The sequence below is a fragment of the Stutzerimonas kunmingensis genome, assembly GCF_002929225.1.
Lineage (GTDB): Bacteria > Pseudomonadota > Gammaproteobacteria > Pseudomonadales > Pseudomonadaceae > Stutzerimonas.
In genome coordinates, this window is sequence record NZ_PISM01000003.1 from 47,577 (window position 1) to 62,325 (window position 14,749).

Consider the following 14,749-nt stretch of genomic DNA (forward strand, 5'->3'; position numbering starts at 1 on the left):
GTAGGCATGGCCTCCGGCCGTATAACAAGATCAAGAGGAACTGGAATCGTATGAAAACAACAAGAAAGCTATTCAGTGTCTTGGCCTTCTCTCTGCTCGCGAGCAGTGTGATGGCTGCCGTTTCCCCAGAAGAAGCCGCCAAGCTCGGTACATTACTGACGCCGCTGGGCGCGGAAAAGGCCGGTAACGCCGACGGCAGCATCCCTGAGTGGACCGGTGGTCTCAAGACCGACGCGGCCCCCCTCAACAATGGGCATCTGACTAACCCGTTCAAGGACGAGCAGCCGAAGTTCGTCATCACCGCGCAGAACGCCGAACAGTACAAGGACAAGCTGACCGCAGGTCAGATGGCCATGTTCAAGCGCTATCCGGAAACCTACAAGATTCGCGTGTTCCCGACTCATCGTTCGGTCGCCGTACCGGATGAGATCTATGAGGCTGCGAAGAAGAGTGCGGTGAATACCGAACTCGTCGAGGGCGGCAACGGTATCGCCAACTTCACCGACAGCCGCTATTACGCGTTCCCGATTCCGAAGAATGGTTTGGAAGTGGTGTGGAACCACATCACCCGCTATCGCGGTGGCAACGTCCGTCGCAATATCGTCCAGGCTACCCCGCAAACCAACGGTAGCTACACCATGGTTCACTTCGAGGACGAAGTGGCGTTCCCGCTGGGTATGACTGATCTGGATCCCGAGCGCGCCAAGAACGCCCTGCTTTTCTTCAAACAGCGGGTGACTGCGCCGTCTCGCCTGGCAGGGAACGTCCTGCTGGTGCACGATTCGCTGGATCAGGTCAAAGAGCCCCGTCAGGCCTGGATCTACAACGCCGGCCAGCGTCGGGTACGCCGCGCGCCGCAAGTTGCATACGACGGGCCGGGTACCGCTTCGGACGGTATGCGCACCACGGATAACTTCGATATGTTCAGCGGCGCACCTGATCGCTACGACTGGAAGTTGATCGGCAAGAAAGAGCTGTACATCCCGTACAACAGCTATGAAATCGCCTCCAGCGAACTGAAGTACGACGACGTCATCAAGGCTGGCCACGTCAATCAGGATTTGGCGCGTTACGAGCTACACCGCGTCTGGGAGATTGAAGCCACGCTCAAGAGCGGCGAGCGCAACATCTACGCCAAGCGCCGTTTCTTCGTCGACGAGGATAGCTGGACCATCGTCCAATCGGAGCTGTATGACGGCCGTGGGCAGCTTTGGCGTGTAGGTGAGGCCCACTCGCTGCAGTACTACCAGCACAAAGTGCCGGCTTACGCGTTCGAGGCGCTCTACGACATCATCTCCGGCCGTTACATCGCGATCGGCATGAGCAACGAGGAGAAGCCACACGAGTACGGCTATCGTGCCTCCGCTCGGGACTTCACGCCGGCTGCCCTGCGTAACGCAGGGGTGCGCTGATCGACTGACATTTAACCTGTGAATAAGGCGGCCAAGTGGCCGCCTTTTTTTTTGCTGCGAACCAGTGGATGATAATTTCCATTCGGTGCCCGAGGTCAGGATGATCGCATCGCTGGAACACCGAGCCCAATATGCGACGTGTGCAACGACAAGGCTGGCGTTTCGGCTGCCCGTGGTAACGACCGAGCGCGATGCCTGGCACAGACCGCGCTGTGTTTCAATGGACTGATTCGAACAAGAGAACCTTTGCCATGTCCGTACGCTTCATTCCTGATGCGCTCAGTGCAGAGGCAGGTGCCGTAGAGCAACTCGCATCCATTCCTCGGCTGCCGCCGCTGCATATCGACCGGCCCAGGCTGGTTCGTGCGCTGCTCGAAACCGATTGCCGTCTGCGCCTGATCTGCGCCCCAGCCGGGTTTGGCAAGACCGTGCTGATGAGCGAGTGCGCGCGCTTGGTGCCTCCGGGCACACGCCTGGTGTGGCTGGATCTCGGCGGTCGGGCATGTACGGTTCAGGCGCTGTACGGCCAGTTGAGCGATGCGTTGGGGGAGCGGACGGGCAAGGATGATCGTTCCGAGAACGACATGCTGGCGCTGCTGCGACAAGTCCGGCAGCCGCTGTGGATCATGCTCGACGACTACCCGCGTGATTACAGCCCGGAGCTCGATGCTTGCATTGATATGTTGTTGGACATGGGGCCGGCACAAGTCAGTTGGTGGGTATCCAGTCGCCGCCAGCCGGCGTGGAAGCTTCCACGGCTCCTGCTGCAAGGGCACCTTCTGGAGCTGGAGGCGGAAGCGCTGGCGTTCACCGCCGAAGAGCTCGAGCAACTCCTGAACGTCCATCGTCTGACGCTCTCGCCCGAGACTTTTCAGCAATTGCATCGTGTGATGGAGGGGTGGCCGGCTGGAGTCTGTCTGATGTTGCTCCACGCCGATGAGCAGGCGTTGCGTGAGCGTCTGGTTGCCGGGACGCCATTGCTGCGTGATTACGTCCAGCGTGAGGTCATGGCTGGACTGAGCGATGAAGTGCGGCGGGCCATGCTGGCACTGGCGCGTATGCCGCGTTTCTCGGCAGAGCTCTGCGACCATGTGCTCGACGGTGTTGGTCGCGAAATCCTCGATATCCTCAAGACGCTCCAGCTCTTCATTCGGCAGATCGACAATTGCGGTGAGTGGTTTCGCCTTTGGAAGCCGCTGGCGCTGATGCTGCAGCGCTCCGCAGAAACGACCGCTCCGACCCAGGCCCATCTGCGTGCCTGTCAGTGGTTCGCCAGTCGCGGCGAGATGCGCGAGGCGGTAGAGCATGCACTATGGGCCGGCCAGCCTGAGGTCGCTGCCAACTACCTGCAGCGTTACGGACAGGAACAGCTGCTGATCGGCGATAACGTATCGCGCTTTCTGAAATGGCGAAGCGAGCTGCCACAGGACCTGTTCGCCAGCACCACGCGCCTGATCGTCTTGCAGGGCTGGGCGCTGATCATTTCGGCGCGACTTGATGAAGTGGATGACTGTCTGGCCGAGCTGGCCAAGTTCTTCCCCCAACCCGATGCGCGCCGGCAAGCCCAGTTATTGGCTCAGTGGCAGGCCCTTCGTGGGTTTCTGGCCCGCCTGCGCGGTGAGCCCGAGGCACGCCAGAACTGCTTGCAGGCGCTAGAGGTACTGTCCGATCACGCCTGGGCGCAGCGCGTGCTCTGTTATCAGGTGCTTACGCAGCAAGCGATGGCCGAAGGTGAGCTCGACCTTGCCCAGCAATACAACAGCGAAGGCATGAAGCTCGCACGGCTGAAAGGTAGCGTGCTCTACGAAGTGATGCTCAGCGTCGATCGAATCCAGTTGCTTGAACTCACCGGTGAGTTCGAGCGTGCGGTCGGCGTGCTCAACGAGACACTCCAGGCGTTACGTGACTCCGTCCGGCGCAGCCCTCTCATCGGCAGGCTGCAACTGCTGCAGGGGCATCTGCTGGCTTACCAGGGGCTCGACGAGCCGGCGCAGGAGGCATATCAGCTCGGTAAGGCGGAGACCGAAACCTGCGGTGATTCCTACTGTTTCTTCGGTTATGTCGGGCTTGCCGAGCTTGCCGCGCGCAGTCACGAGTTTGCCTGCGCCTATCACTGGCTGCGGGACGCCGAGCGCCTGTCTCAGTGGCGCCATGTACCTGAGGCGAGATTCCGCGGCATCCTGCCGCTGATAAACGGTGTGGCCTGGCTGCATCAGGGCGAGCTGCGCAAGGCGCGTGGTGCGCTGTATCAGGTACTGGAACTGTATGAAGGACGGGGTTACCTGTCGCCGTCCGGATTCTACGAGCTGTTGCCTCGGGTGCGGCGCTATCTGGCGGTCATCGATGTGCTCGAGGGACAGCCAGCACGAGCGATCACAGCCTTGCGTGAGCAGATCGAGCAGAACCTGCTTGCCCAGCGTCTGGGGCTGGCATGCGAGTGTCGTTTCAGTCTGGCGGAAGCGTTACAGGCCGATGGCCAGGTCGCCGAGGCGGAGCTGGAGCTGCGTCTGGCGCTCAGCGAGGCCGCGCGTCAGCATCTGGTCAAGCCCTTGTACGAACTACAGTATCGGCAGCCGCAATGGCTGGCGCGAGTGCTACCCGCAGCGAAGGGCGAATCGCTTCGGCAGCGGCTGCTGAGCTACGAGCGTGAGCCGGAAATGACGCTCCCGGCAGCGGATGAAACGGTGCTCAGCAACCGCGAACTGACGGTGTTGCGGCTGATCGCCCAGGGGTGCTCGAACCAGGAGATTGCCGAACAGCTGTTCATATCCCTACATACCGTGAAGACCCATGCGCGCAGGATAAACACGAAGCTGGGCGTCGCGCGCCGTACTCAGGCGGTGGCGAAGGCCAAAGCGCTGGCCTGGCTCTGAGAACAAGCAGTCATCCAAGGGATCATTCATCGTCGCGCCTGAAACAGCAAAGTTCAGGCGCGCCGATTCGCTGCAAGCCTGGCGGCTGTCAGACGAAGATGGATTCTTGTTTTTGTTGGGTAAGTTTCGGGGCGGAGCGGCGCAACCTGCAGGCAGTCAGGTTGATGACATTACACTGGTGCGGGTTGCAAGCCTCCGTGGGACATCCGTTGTGGCAACTGCTCGCCGCGCTCGATGGCCAGACTGACTTGCAGGCTGGTGATGAGTCGCTGCAATTGCTGTTGATCGCGCCATTGGTAGGCACTGATGTAGCGCTTCACTGCAACGCCTTCCGAGCCCGTCAATGTCAGCAGAATGCTGCCATCGGGCTTCTCGATGCTGAAGTTGACGTTGTAGCGCGGACGAAACACATCACTGATCTTCTGAAATGGACTCGTCATGCCTGGATACCTATGTGAGGGGTTGCCAGCAATGGACCAGGCAAGGCGATGACAAGTTTCCCGGGCGCAACGGCATGACCGCCGCAAAAATGTCGCGGGCATACCTGCTATCTCATTTCATGCTTGCGCAGTCAGCTCCGTCAGAACATCGGGGCTGCTCTTGAATGCCTTGGCAAACAACTCGCGGTGCCTGGCCATGTAGATGCCGATGTCTTCGGCTTGCTGTTCGCTCAGCGACGGCGAAGCTTGCTGCAGCACCGCAGCTAGCGCTTCTGCCAGCTCAAGCATCTTGTCGTGACGATCGGCTTCGGCTTTATCCATGAACAAACGCTCCAGGTCCCTACTGCTGCGGTACACCACTTCGACGGCCATTTACCACCTCGGTCATTGGCAGATTGATACTGTTTATTTGTACAGCATAAGCGGCTGCGGCGAAGATTGAAAGTCTGCGCAGGAAGCGGAGTTTCGTCAGTTCTTGAATCGGCCTTGCACGCGCTCGGCCCTAAACTCCAGTGTGGCGGCGCGGTAACCGGCGCGCAGCAGCGGTAGCGGCAGGCAGGATTCCCAGCTTGCGCCGGGCTGCAGGCCACCTGCCCCCTGGTAGTCCGGTGCATCGTAGGCGCGTCGCGCCAGGTTGGTGCGCGAGCCCGGCGCATAGGCGGCGACTTCCCACTGCAGGCTCTGCAACTTTTTGTCGGTGTGATTGTGCAGGCGCACATGCAGCGGCTGCCCGCCAGCGCAGCGACGAGGGTCGTGAGTCAGCTGAATTTCGATACGAGCGAGCAACTGCTCTTCGCGATGCTCCTGCCAGAGTACCCAGCCAGCGACCAAGGCAAGGCCGAGCACGGCACCCAGTGAAATGGGTACGGCCCTGAATGGATAGCGGATCAGCAGTACCAGCCAGGTCAGGATGAGCAGAGCGCCAATCAGCATGGTCGAGTACCGACGATCAGGTGGTTGGGCAGCATGGACGTCCTCCGTTGCAATGGGGGCATGCTAACCCGTGGCGGCGGACCCCGGGCAACAACGATGTGGCAAGCATTTGTCGCAGGATGTCAGTCGTCCACTTTGCTGCGGCTGGCCAGACGTTCCAGTGCAGCGCGAAGCTTGGGGTCGCGGATGCCATCAGCTGCCGCCTGAATGCTGTCGGCGGCGTTGCTCGAAAGCGGTTGCGTACGCGCCGGCGTGTGCCTGGGCGGGGGCGGTGGCTGTACCTTGAACTGGATACGCGTCAGGCCGGCGAACTCTTCGAGCACTTCCAGTTGACGTTGCAGACGCCGCTGCTGATAGCGCAACCGTGTCGCCCAGTGGCCGTCAGTGACGATAAGCAGCAGACAACCTTCGCGCCAGGATGCCACGCGGCAGTGTTCGCGTGCTGCGGGCTGCAACTGGCTCTCCAGCAGCTGTTGCAGACGATCGAGCCGAAGGGCTTCGCCGAACAAAGCTCTGAGGGGCTTCGCTTCGCGCAACAATGAGGCAGGAGCACGAGCCGGCGACGGGCGAAAGGCCATGATGGTCCGAGATGCTTGGTAGAAGCGTGAATGGTAGCAGAAGCCGGTTCGGGGAATATCCTGCCGCCTCCGGCTTTGGCGTGCTGCGCAAATGCCCAGCCTAGAGGGTTTATCGCCTGCCAGCTGCGAATATACAGGTACCCGGTAGCGCGTCCGTTGCGTCATGGCGCTGCGCAGTCAGGCACCTTTCCTCACTGCCGTTTCCGAGTAGAATGGCTCCTTTGCACGCAGCCGTGACCTCGCGGACGTGCCTCCATCCCCAGCATGGAAGTCTTTGTCGATATGTTTGCGCCTTTATTGAAGAAACTCTTTGGAAGCAAGAATGAGCGTGAGGTCAAACGCATGCTCAAGGCGGTGCAGTCCGTCAATGCCCTCGAAGAGCAGATGCTGTCGCTCTCCGACGAGCAACTGCGCAGCAAGACCGAAGAGTTCAAGGCCCGTCTCGAGAAAGGCGAAACCCTCGATCAGATCCTCCCCGAAGCATTCGCCGTCTGCCGCGAAGCGGGCAAGCGCGTCATGGGCATGCGCCACTTCGATGTCCAGTTGATCGGTGGCATGACCCTGCACGAAGGGCGCATCGCCGAGATGCGTACCGGTGAAGGCAAGACCCTGGTGGCTACCCTGGCCGTTTACCTCAATGCGCTGGCCGGCAAAGGTGTGCACGTAGTCACGGTCAACGACTACCTGGCGCGACGCGATGCCAACTGGATGCGCCCGCTGTACGAATTCCTTGGCCTCTCGGTCGGCATCGTCACCCCGTTCCAGCCGCCGGAAGAAAAGCGCGCTGCCTACGCAGCCGACATTACCTATGGCACCAACAACGAGTTCGGCTTCGACTACCTGCGTGACAACATGGCGTTCAGCCTGCAGGAAAAGAACCAGCGCGAACTCAACTTCGCCGTGATCGACGAAGTCGACTCCATCCTGATCGACGAAGCGCGCACACCGCTGATCATTTCCGGCCAGGCTGAAGACAGCTCCAAGCTTTACCAGCAGATCAACCTGCTCATTCCACGCCTTACCCAGCACATCGAGGAAGAGGAGGGAGTCGTTACTCAGGAAGGGCATTTCTCCATCGATGAGAAAACCCGTCAGGTCGAGCTGAACGAACAGGGTCACCAGTATATCGAGGAGCTGCTGACCCAGGCCGGTCTGCTGGCCGAGGGCGAAAGCCTCTATTCGGCGCATAACCTCGGTTTGCTGACTCATGTGTATTCTGGCCTGCGCGCCCACAAGCTGTTCCATCGCAACGTCGAATACATCGTGCAGAACAACCAGGTGCTGCTGATCGACGAGCACACCGGCCGCACCATGCCGGGCCGCCGCCTTTCCGAAGGTCTGCATCAGGCCATCGAAGCGAAGGAAGGGCTGCAGATCCAGCCCGAGAGCCAGACCCTGGCTTCGACCACCTTCCAGAACTACTTCCGCCTGTACAAGAAGCTGGCCGGCATGACCGGTACCGCCGACACCGAAGCGTTTGAATTCCAGCAGATCTACAACCTGCCGGTGGTGGTCATCCCGACCAATAGGCCGCTGGCGCGCAAGGACTTCAACGACCTGGTTTATCTGACCCAGGAAGAGAAGTTCGCCGCGATCATCTCCGACATCAAGGAGTGCCGGGAGCAGGGCCGTCCGGTGCTGGTCGGTACAGCCACCATCGAGTCCTCCGAATACGTGTCGCGCCTGCTGGAGGCCGAAGGTTTCGAGCACAAGGTGCTCAACGCCAAGCACCACGACAAGGAAGCCGAGATCATCGCCCAGGCCGGGCGCCCCGGTGCCGTGACCATCGCCACCAACATGGCCGGCCGTGGTACCGACATCCTGCTGGGCGGCAACTGGGAAGTGGAAGTCGCGGCGCTGGACAACCCGACCGAAGAACAGGTCGCGCAGATCAAGGCGGATTGGCAGAAGCGTCACCAGCAGGTCCTCGAAGCGGGCGGCCTGCACGTGATTGCATCCGAGCGTCATGAATCCCGTCGTATCGACAACCAGTTGCGCGGTCGTGCCGGTCGTCAGGGCGACCCGGGTTCGAGCCGTTTCTATCTGTCGCTGGAAGACAGCCTGATGCGCATCTTCGCCTCCGATCGGGTGAAGAACTTCATGAAGGCGCTGGGCATGGAGTCCGGCGAGGCCATCGAGCACCGCATGGTCACCAATGCCATTGAAAAGGCGCAGCGCAAGGTCGAAGGCCGCAACTTCGACATGCGCAAGCAGCTGCTCGAGTACGACGACGTGGCCAACGAGCAGCGCAAGGTGATCTACCACATGCGCAACAGCCTGCTCGCAGCCGATGAAATCGGCCAGACCATCGCCGAATTCCGCCAGGAAGCGCTGGATGCGGCGATCAGCGCGCACATCCCGCCGCAGTCGCTGCCTGAACAGTGGGATATCCCGGGCCTGGAGGCGGTGCTCTACAGCGATTTCGGTACGCGTCTACCGGTCCAGCAGTGGCTCGACGAGGACGAAAAACTCTACGAGGAAACGCTGCGCGAGCGCATTCTCGAAGCGCTGCTGGCCGCCTACAACGAGAAGGAAGAGCTGGCTGGCGTCGAGGCACTGCGTTCCTTCGAGAAGCAGATCGTGCTGCGTGTGCTGGATGATCTGTGGAAAGACCACCTGTCGACCATGGACCACCTGCGTCACGGCATCCACCTGCGAGGCTACGCGCAGAAGAACCCGAAGCAGGAATACAAGCGCGAGTCCTTCACGTTGTTCCAGGACCTGCTCGAATCGATCAAGCGCGACAGCATCCGCGTGCTGTCCCATGTGCAGGTTCGTCGAGAAGATCCGGCCGAAGAAGAAGCCCGTCTGCGCCGCGAAGCCGAAGAGCTGGCCAAGCGCATGCAGTTCCAGCATGCCGAGGTGTCCGCGCTGGATCAGCCGGAGGAGGAGCCTGAGGTCGAAGGTCAGGCCGACGTCGCCGCGGCGCCGGTGCGTACCGAACCGAAGATCGGTCGCAACGAGCCTTGCCCGTGCGGATCGGGCAAGAAGTACAAGCATTGCCACGGGCAGGTTCAGTAAGTCCGACCTCGCCTGATGATTCCGCGCCGCGACCGGCTTCTGCCGCTCGCGGCGTTTTTGTCGCAACCCCTCTCTCGGCCTGTTGGCCATCCATTGTTCTGAAGGAGCGCATCCATGGCTGTCGGTCTTGGTCCTTTACCTACTCTGCACCCGGTACCCGGTTTCGAACTCGGCATCGCTTCGGCCGGCATCAAGCGACCAGGGCGTAAGGACGTAGTGATCATGCGCTGTGCCGAGGGCTCCCGTGTCGCCGGCGTGACCACCACCAACGCCTTTTGCGCTGCCCCCGTGCTCGTCACCCGCGAACGCATGCACGGCCCGGTGCGTTACCTGCTGACCAACACCGGTAACGCCAATGCCGGAACCGGCCCGCAAGGTCTTGCCGACGCCCGTCACACCTGTGCGGCCCTCGCGGCCATCACCGGAATCGACGAGACGGCCGTGCTGCCTTTCTCGACTGGCGTGATCGGTGAGCCGCTGCCGGTACAGAAGATCGAGTCGGCATTGCAGGCTGCACTCGACGATCTGTCGCCGGACCACTGGGCCGAGGCCGCGACCGGCATCATGACCACCGATACGCTGCCCAAAGGTGCCAGCCGTCAGTTCCAGCACGATGGCGTGACGGTGACCGTCACCGGTATCAGCAAGGGTGCCGGCATGATCCGCCCGAACATGGCGACCATGCTTGGCTATATCGCCACCGACGCCAAGGTTGCCGGCAGCGTGCTGCAGGACCTGGTACGCGATGCGGCGAACAAGTCGTTCAACCGCATCACCATCGACGGTGATACCTCCACCAACGATTGCTGCATGCTGATCGCCACCGGTCAGGCGGCGCTGCCGGAGATCACCTTCGCTTCCGGCGAGCTGTTCGGCAAGCTCAGGCAGGCGGTGCTGGAAGTCTTCATGGAAGTGGCTCAGGCCATCGTTCGCGATGGCGAAGGTGCGACCAAGTTCGTCACGGTGCAGGTCAACGGCGGTGGCCATCATCAGGAGTGCCTGGACGTCGCCTATGCCGTCGCGCATTCGCCGCTGATAAAGACTGCGCTGTTCGCCTCGGACCCGAACTGGGGCCGCATTCTCGCTGCGGTCGGCTACGCCGGCGTGCCAGACCTGGACGTGAGCAAGATCGATGTGTTCCTTGGCGAGGTCTGCATCGCCAGCCAGGGCGGGCGCTCGCCCAGCTACACGGAAGAGCAGGGCGCGGCGGTAATGGCCCGTGAGGAAATCACCATCCGTATCGAACTCGGTCGTGGAGATTGCAGCGAGACCATCTGGACCACCGACCTGTCCCACGAGTACGTGAAGATCAACGCCGAATACCGGACCTGATCGAATCCTGCGCTTAGCTATTCCCGTTGTGCATGGCCCCATGTGCAACGGGAATTGCCATTAGCGCTTGCCGCGCATTAACGTCCGCTGACTCTTCCGAAGGCAACTCGAGGTGCATCGGTCATGGCTCTGCAACTGGTAGTCGGCGACAAGAACTATTCATCCTGGTCGCTGCGCGCCGCGCTGGCAGTGGAACTATCCGGCGCTGCGTGCGAACAGGTTCCGGTCTCACTCTATCGGCCAGACAGCCGAGCCCGGCTGCTCGGTTATTCGCCGACCGGCAAGGTGCCGGTGCTTCTGACCGAGGACGGCCCGGTGTGGGATTCGCTGGCAATCGCCGAATACCTGGCAGAGCAGTTCCCTGATGCAAACCTGTGGCCGCGCGAGCGCTATGCGCGAGCATTGGCGCGAAGTATCTGCGCGGAGATGCACAGCGGCTTTCAGGCACTGCGCAGCCATCTGCCGATGGATATGGCGCGCGGCCAGGCCTTGCCCGAGCTTCCCGATGCAGTGCAGGCAGACATCGAGCGAATCTGCGCCATCTGGAGCGGTTGCTGCGAGCGCTTTGGCCGGAGTGGTGATTATCTGTTTGGCCAGCCAAGCATTGCCGACGCCTTCTATGCGCCGGTGGCGTCGCGCCTGCGCAGTTATCAGGTGGCCTTGCCAGCTGCCGCAGCAAGCTACGTCGAGACGATCCATCAGTGGCCGGCTTTTCAGCGCTGGCATCGGAGTGCCCTGCAGGAAGTGCGAAAGTGAAACGAATCCATGTCGCCGCAGCCGTCATTCGTGGTGCCGACGGGCGCGTACTGATCGCCAAGCGCCCGCTCGACAAGCACCAGGGTGGGTTGTGGGAGTTTCCCGGCGGCAAGGTCGAGGCTGGTGAGCGCGTCGAGGCGGCGCTGGCGCGTGAGTTGCTGGAGGAGCTGGGCATCGTCGTTACCGCGGCGCAGCCGCTGATCCAGGTGCGCCACGATTATCCGGACAAGCAAGTGCTGCTCGATGTCTGGGAGGTGCAGGCGTTTACCGGTGAACCCCACGGGGCGGAAGGCCAGCCGCTGATGTGGGTGACGGCGGATCAACTGACGAACTACAGCTTCCCGGCTGCGAACCAGCCGATCGTCGCGGCTGCGCGGCTGCCGCACCGTTATCTGATAACGCCGGATGGCCTCGCCCCGCAACGGTTGCTCGATGGACTCGCGCAAGCGCTGGATGACGGCATACGGCTGATCCAGCTGCGTGTGCCGTCGCTATCGCCTGCCGACTACCGTGCGTTGGCAGAGCGGGCGCTGGCCTTGTGCGAGGGGCGGGCTCAGCTGATGCTCAAGGGCCCGCTACAGTGGGCATGCGATTATCCCGAGGCCGGCTGGCATCTGACCGCCAAGCAGCTGCGAGAGCATGCGGGGCGGGAACGACCGATCGCGGCGAACCGCTGGTTGGCGGCGTCCTGTCACGATGCCGAGGAGCTGGCGCTGGCAGCCGCATTGGGAGTAGATTTCGTCACGTTGTCGCCAGTGCTGGCGACCGCCAGCCATCCGGATGCCTCACCATTGGGCTGGGCGCAGGTCGCGGATTTGCTGCTAGGCTTCGACCGACCGGCCTACTTGCTGGGCGGGCTTCAGGCGTCCGACCTGTCCCCGGCACGCCAGGCAGGTGCGCAGGGTGTCGCTGCGATTCGAGCGTTCTGGCCGGATTGAACGGCTGGCGCTGATGCAGGTCACTGGCGATGCTGCTGTAAACCCGATAAATGTGTCTTCGATAGATTAAAGCAATCGCGGTCATTCCCTTAATCAATTAACGGTATGCTGCTGGCTGCGTTATCGTAGGCCCCGTTAAAGTTTCTGAACCCCCTAAAGGAGTTAGCAGATGTCGCTGATCAACACTCAAGTTCAACCCTTCAAAGTCAATGCCTTCCACAATGGCAAGTTCATCGAAGTCACCGAAGAATCCCTGAAGGGCAAGTGGTCCGTGCTGATCTTCATGCCGGCTGCCTTCACCTTCAACTGCCCGACCGAGATCGAAGACGCTGCCAACAGCTACGCCGAGTTCCAGAAGGCCGGTACCGAGGTCTACATCGTCACCACCGATACCCACTTCTCGCACAAGGTCTGGCATGAAACTTCCCCTGCCGTTGGCAAGGCGCAGTTCCCGCTGATCGGCGATCCGACTCACCAGCTGACCCGCGCGTTCGGTGTGCACATCGAAGAAGAAGGTCTGGCCCTGCGCGGCACCTTCCTGATCAACCCGGAAGGCGTGATCAAGACCGTCGAGATCCACTCCAACGAGATCGCTCGTGACGTGTCGGAAACCCTGCGCAAGCTGAAAGCTGCTCAGTACACCGCCGCTCACCCGGGTGAAGTCTGCCCGGCCAAGTGGAAAGAGGGCGAGAAGACCCTGGCTCCTTCGCTGGACCTGGTCGGCAAGATCTAAGGCTTCGCCTATCTGCCCTGCGTGCTGGAGGGCTTTTCAAAGCCCTCTGGCAACCCAACGCCTGGACGCGAACCGTCCGGGCGTTTTATTTCCAGAATTCCGAACGGGGTACCGCTGCCAATGTTGGACACCAATCTCAAGACCCAGTTGAAAGCCTACCTGGAGAAGGTCACCCAGCCCTTCGAGATCGTCGCGTCCCTCGATGACGGCGAGAAGTCCCAGGAAATGCTGAGCCTGCTGCAGGACATCGCCAGCCTCAGCGACAAGATCACTCTGAAGACCGACGGCGACGATGCACGCAAGCCGTCGTTCTCGCTCAACCGCATCGGCGGCAACATCAGCCTGCGTTTTGCCGGCATCCCTATGGGCCACGAATTCACCTCGCTGGTCCTGGCCCTGCTGCAGGTCGGCGGTCATCCGTCGAAGACAGCACCGGAAGTGATCGAGCAGATCAGGGCGCTGGATGGCGACTACAGCTTTGAAACCTACTTCTCGCTGTCCTGCCAGAACTGCCCGGACGTGGTCCAGGCGCTGAACCTGATGGCCGTGCTCAACCCGAACATCAAGCACGTCGCCATCGACGGCGCGCTGTTCCAGGACGAGGTCGAAGCCCGTCAAATCATGTCGGTGCCGAGCATCTACCTCAACGGCGAGCTGTTCACCCAGGGCCGCATGAGCGAGGAAGAGATCCTCGCCAAGCTCGACACCGGCTCCAGCGCCCGGGACGCCGAGAAGCTCAAGGCCAAGGACGCCTTCGACGTGCTGGTGGTCGGTGGTGGCCCGGCCGGCGCCGCAGCGGCGATCTACGCGGCGCGCAAGGGCATCCGCACCGGTGTCGCCGCCGAGCGCTTCGGCGGTCAGGTGCTCGACACCATGGCCATCGAGAACTTCATCTCGGTGAAGGAAACCGAAGGCCCGAAGCTGGCCCGCGCGCTGGAAGAGCATGTGCGTGAGTACGACGTCGATATCATCAACCTGCAGCGCGCCAGCCAGCTGATCCCGGCGGGCGAAGACGGTCTGCACCGCGTGCAGTTCGAGAACGGCGGCGAGCTCAAGGCCAAGACCCTGATCCTCGCTACAGGCGCCCGCTGGCGCGAAATGAACGTGCCCGGCGAGCAGGAATACCGTGGCCGCGGCGTCGCCTACTGCCCGCACTGTGACGGTCCGCTGTTCAAGGGCAAGCGCGTGGCGGTGATCGGTGGCGGCAATTCCGGCGTGGAAGCGGCCATCGACCTGGCCGGCATCGTCGCTCACGTGACCCTGCTCGAGTTCGGCGAGGAACTGCGTGCCGACGCGGTGCTGCAGCGCAAGCTCAACAGCCTGCCCAACGTCCGCGTGCTGAAGATGGCGCAGACCACCGAGGTCAAGGGCGACGGCCAGAAGGTCACCGGCCTGGTCTACAAGGACCGCACCAACGACGAGGTGCACAACGTCGAGCTGGAAGGCATCTTCGTGCAGATCGGCCTGCTGCCCAACAGCGAGTGGCTCAAGGGCACCCTGGAGCTGTCGCGCTTCGGCGAGATCATCGTTGATGCCAAGGGCCAGACCAGCATTCCCGGTGTGTTTGCTGCCGGCGACGTGACCACGGTGCCGTACAAGCAGATCGTGATCGCCGTCGGTGAAGGCGCCAAGGCCTCGCTGAGCGCCTTCGATCACCTGATCCGGTCGTCCGCGCCGGCCTGAATCGAAGCGCAAAAAGAAGGGGAGCAGCCGCGAGGTTGCTCCCCTTTTTC

The 14,749-nt window shown here is 61.7% G+C and carries 12 protein-coding genes; 8 read left to right on the forward strand and 4 right to left on the reverse strand.

Annotated elements, in window-relative coordinates:
• Positions 1-50: 50 nt before the first annotated feature.
• The gene (locus tag CW305_RS01000) at positions 51-1,412 is read left to right on the forward strand and encodes a DUF1329 domain-containing protein (protein ID WP_014819353.1); all 1,362 of its coding nucleotides are present in this window, start codon (positions 51-53) and stop codon (positions 1,410-1,412) included.
• Positions 1,413-1,663: 251 nt separating this feature from the next.
• Complete coding sequence (locus CW305_RS01005; protein ID WP_104096869.1) at positions 1,664-4,285, forward strand: LuxR C-terminal-related transcriptional regulator; 2,622 nt, start codon at positions 1,664-1,666, stop codon at positions 4,283-4,285.
• 170 nt (positions 4,286-4,455) lie between these two features.
• Here CW305_RS01005 and CW305_RS01010 read toward each other — a convergent pair whose 3' ends face one another.
• The 4 genes from CW305_RS01010 to CW305_RS01025 form a co-directional block, all read right to left on the reverse strand.
• Positions 4,456-4,725, reverse strand: coding sequence for a DUF3509 domain-containing protein (locus tag CW305_RS01010; RefSeq protein WP_023444084.1), 270 nt, complete (start codon positions 4,723-4,725; stop codon positions 4,456-4,458).
• Positions 4,726-4,842: 117 nt separating this feature from the next.
• Complete coding sequence (locus CW305_RS01015) at positions 4,843-5,097, reverse strand: YebG family protein (RefSeq protein WP_003299828.1); 255 nt, start codon at positions 5,095-5,097, stop codon at positions 4,843-4,845.
• 96 nt (positions 5,098-5,193) lie between these two features.
• The gene (locus tag CW305_RS01020; protein WP_014819356.1) at positions 5,194-5,658 is read right to left on the reverse strand and encodes a hypothetical protein; all 465 of its coding nucleotides are present in this window, start codon (positions 5,656-5,658) and stop codon (positions 5,194-5,196) included.
• Positions 5,659-5,780: 122 nt separating this feature from the next.
• The gene (locus CW305_RS01025) at positions 5,781-6,236 is read right to left on the reverse strand and encodes a DciA family protein (protein ID WP_023444086.1); all 456 of its coding nucleotides are present in this window, start codon (positions 6,234-6,236) and stop codon (positions 5,781-5,783) included.
• Positions 6,237-6,518: 282 nt separating this feature from the next.
• Here CW305_RS01025 and secA point away from each other — a divergent pair, with 282 nt between their 5' ends.
• The 6 genes from secA to ahpF all read left to right on the forward strand — a co-directional run bounded on the left by secA (position 6,519) and on the right by ahpF (position 14,699).
• Positions 6,519-9,257, forward strand: a complete 2,739-nt coding sequence (gene secA / locus CW305_RS01030; protein ID WP_023444087.1) for a preprotein translocase subunit SecA — start codon at positions 6,519-6,521, stop codon at positions 9,255-9,257.
• Between the two features lie 114 nt (positions 9,258-9,371).
• The gene (argJ, locus tag CW305_RS01035) at positions 9,372-10,589 is read left to right on the forward strand and encodes a bifunctional glutamate N-acetyltransferase/amino-acid acetyltransferase ArgJ (protein WP_104096870.1); all 1,218 of its coding nucleotides are present in this window, start codon (positions 9,372-9,374) and stop codon (positions 10,587-10,589) included.
• A 123-nt stretch (positions 10,590-10,712) separates the two neighbouring features.
• Positions 10,713-11,345, forward strand: a complete 633-nt coding sequence (locus tag CW305_RS01040; RefSeq protein ID WP_104096871.1) for a glutathione S-transferase family protein — start codon at positions 10,713-10,715, stop codon at positions 11,343-11,345.
• A complete protein-coding gene (locus tag CW305_RS01045) occupies positions 11,342-12,283 on the forward strand; it encodes a Nudix family hydrolase (RefSeq protein ID WP_104096872.1) in 942 nt (313 codons plus the stop codon). Before CW305_RS01040 ends, CW305_RS01045 begins: the two co-directional genes overlap by 4 nt.
• Positions 12,284-12,452: 169 nt before the next feature.
• Positions 12,453-13,016 carry an alkyl hydroperoxide reductase subunit C gene (ahpC, locus tag CW305_RS01050; RefSeq protein WP_003284760.1) on the forward strand — a complete coding sequence of 188 codons (564 nt, stop codon included), beginning with the start codon at positions 12,453-12,455 and terminating at the stop codon, positions 13,014-13,016.
• A gap of 120 nt (positions 13,017-13,136) precedes the next feature.
• Entirely contained in the window at positions 13,137-14,699 is a 1,563-nt protein-coding gene (gene ahpF, locus CW305_RS01055; protein ID WP_104096873.1) for an alkyl hydroperoxide reductase subunit F, read from the forward strand.
• Positions 14,700-14,749 lie beyond the last annotated feature (50 nt).

What these genes read in the sequence shown, in the direction of transcription:
- CW305_RS01020 (WP_014819356.1), bottom strand. Translation starts at nt 5,658, where the DNA reads ATGCTGATTGGCGCTCTGCTCATCCTGACCTGGCTGGTACTGCTGATC.
- CW305_RS01010 (WP_023444084.1), bottom strand. Translation starts at nt 4,725, where the DNA reads ATGACGAGTCCATTTCAGAAGATCAGTGATGTGTTTCGTCCGCGCTAC.
- CW305_RS01005 (WP_104096869.1), top strand. Translation starts at nt 1,664, where the DNA reads ATGTCCGTACGCTTCATTCCTGATGCGCTCAGTGCAGAGGCAGGTGCC.
- CW305_RS01015 (WP_003299828.1), bottom strand. Translation starts at nt 5,097, where the DNA reads ATGGCCGTCGAAGTGGTGTACCGCAGCAGTAGGGACCTGGAGCGTTTG.
- secA (WP_023444087.1), top strand. Translation starts at nt 6,519, where the DNA reads ATGTTTGCGCCTTTATTGAAGAAACTCTTTGGAAGCAAGAATGAGCGT.
- CW305_RS01040 (WP_104096871.1), top strand. Translation starts at nt 10,713, where the DNA reads ATGGCTCTGCAACTGGTAGTCGGCGACAAGAACTATTCATCCTGGTCG.
- argJ (WP_104096870.1), top strand. Translation starts at nt 9,372, where the DNA reads ATGGCTGTCGGTCTTGGTCCTTTACCTACTCTGCACCCGGTACCCGGT.
- ahpF (WP_104096873.1), top strand. Translation starts at nt 13,137, where the DNA reads ATGTTGGACACCAATCTCAAGACCCAGTTGAAAGCCTACCTGGAGAAG.
- CW305_RS01025 (WP_023444086.1), bottom strand. Translation starts at nt 6,236, where the DNA reads ATGGCCTTTCGCCCGTCGCCGGCTCGTGCTCCTGCCTCATTGTTGCGC.
- CW305_RS01000 (WP_014819353.1), top strand. Translation starts at nt 51, where the DNA reads ATGAAAACAACAAGAAAGCTATTCAGTGTCTTGGCCTTCTCTCTGCTC.
- ahpC (WP_003284760.1), top strand. Translation starts at nt 12,453, where the DNA reads ATGTCGCTGATCAACACTCAAGTTCAACCCTTCAAAGTCAATGCCTTC.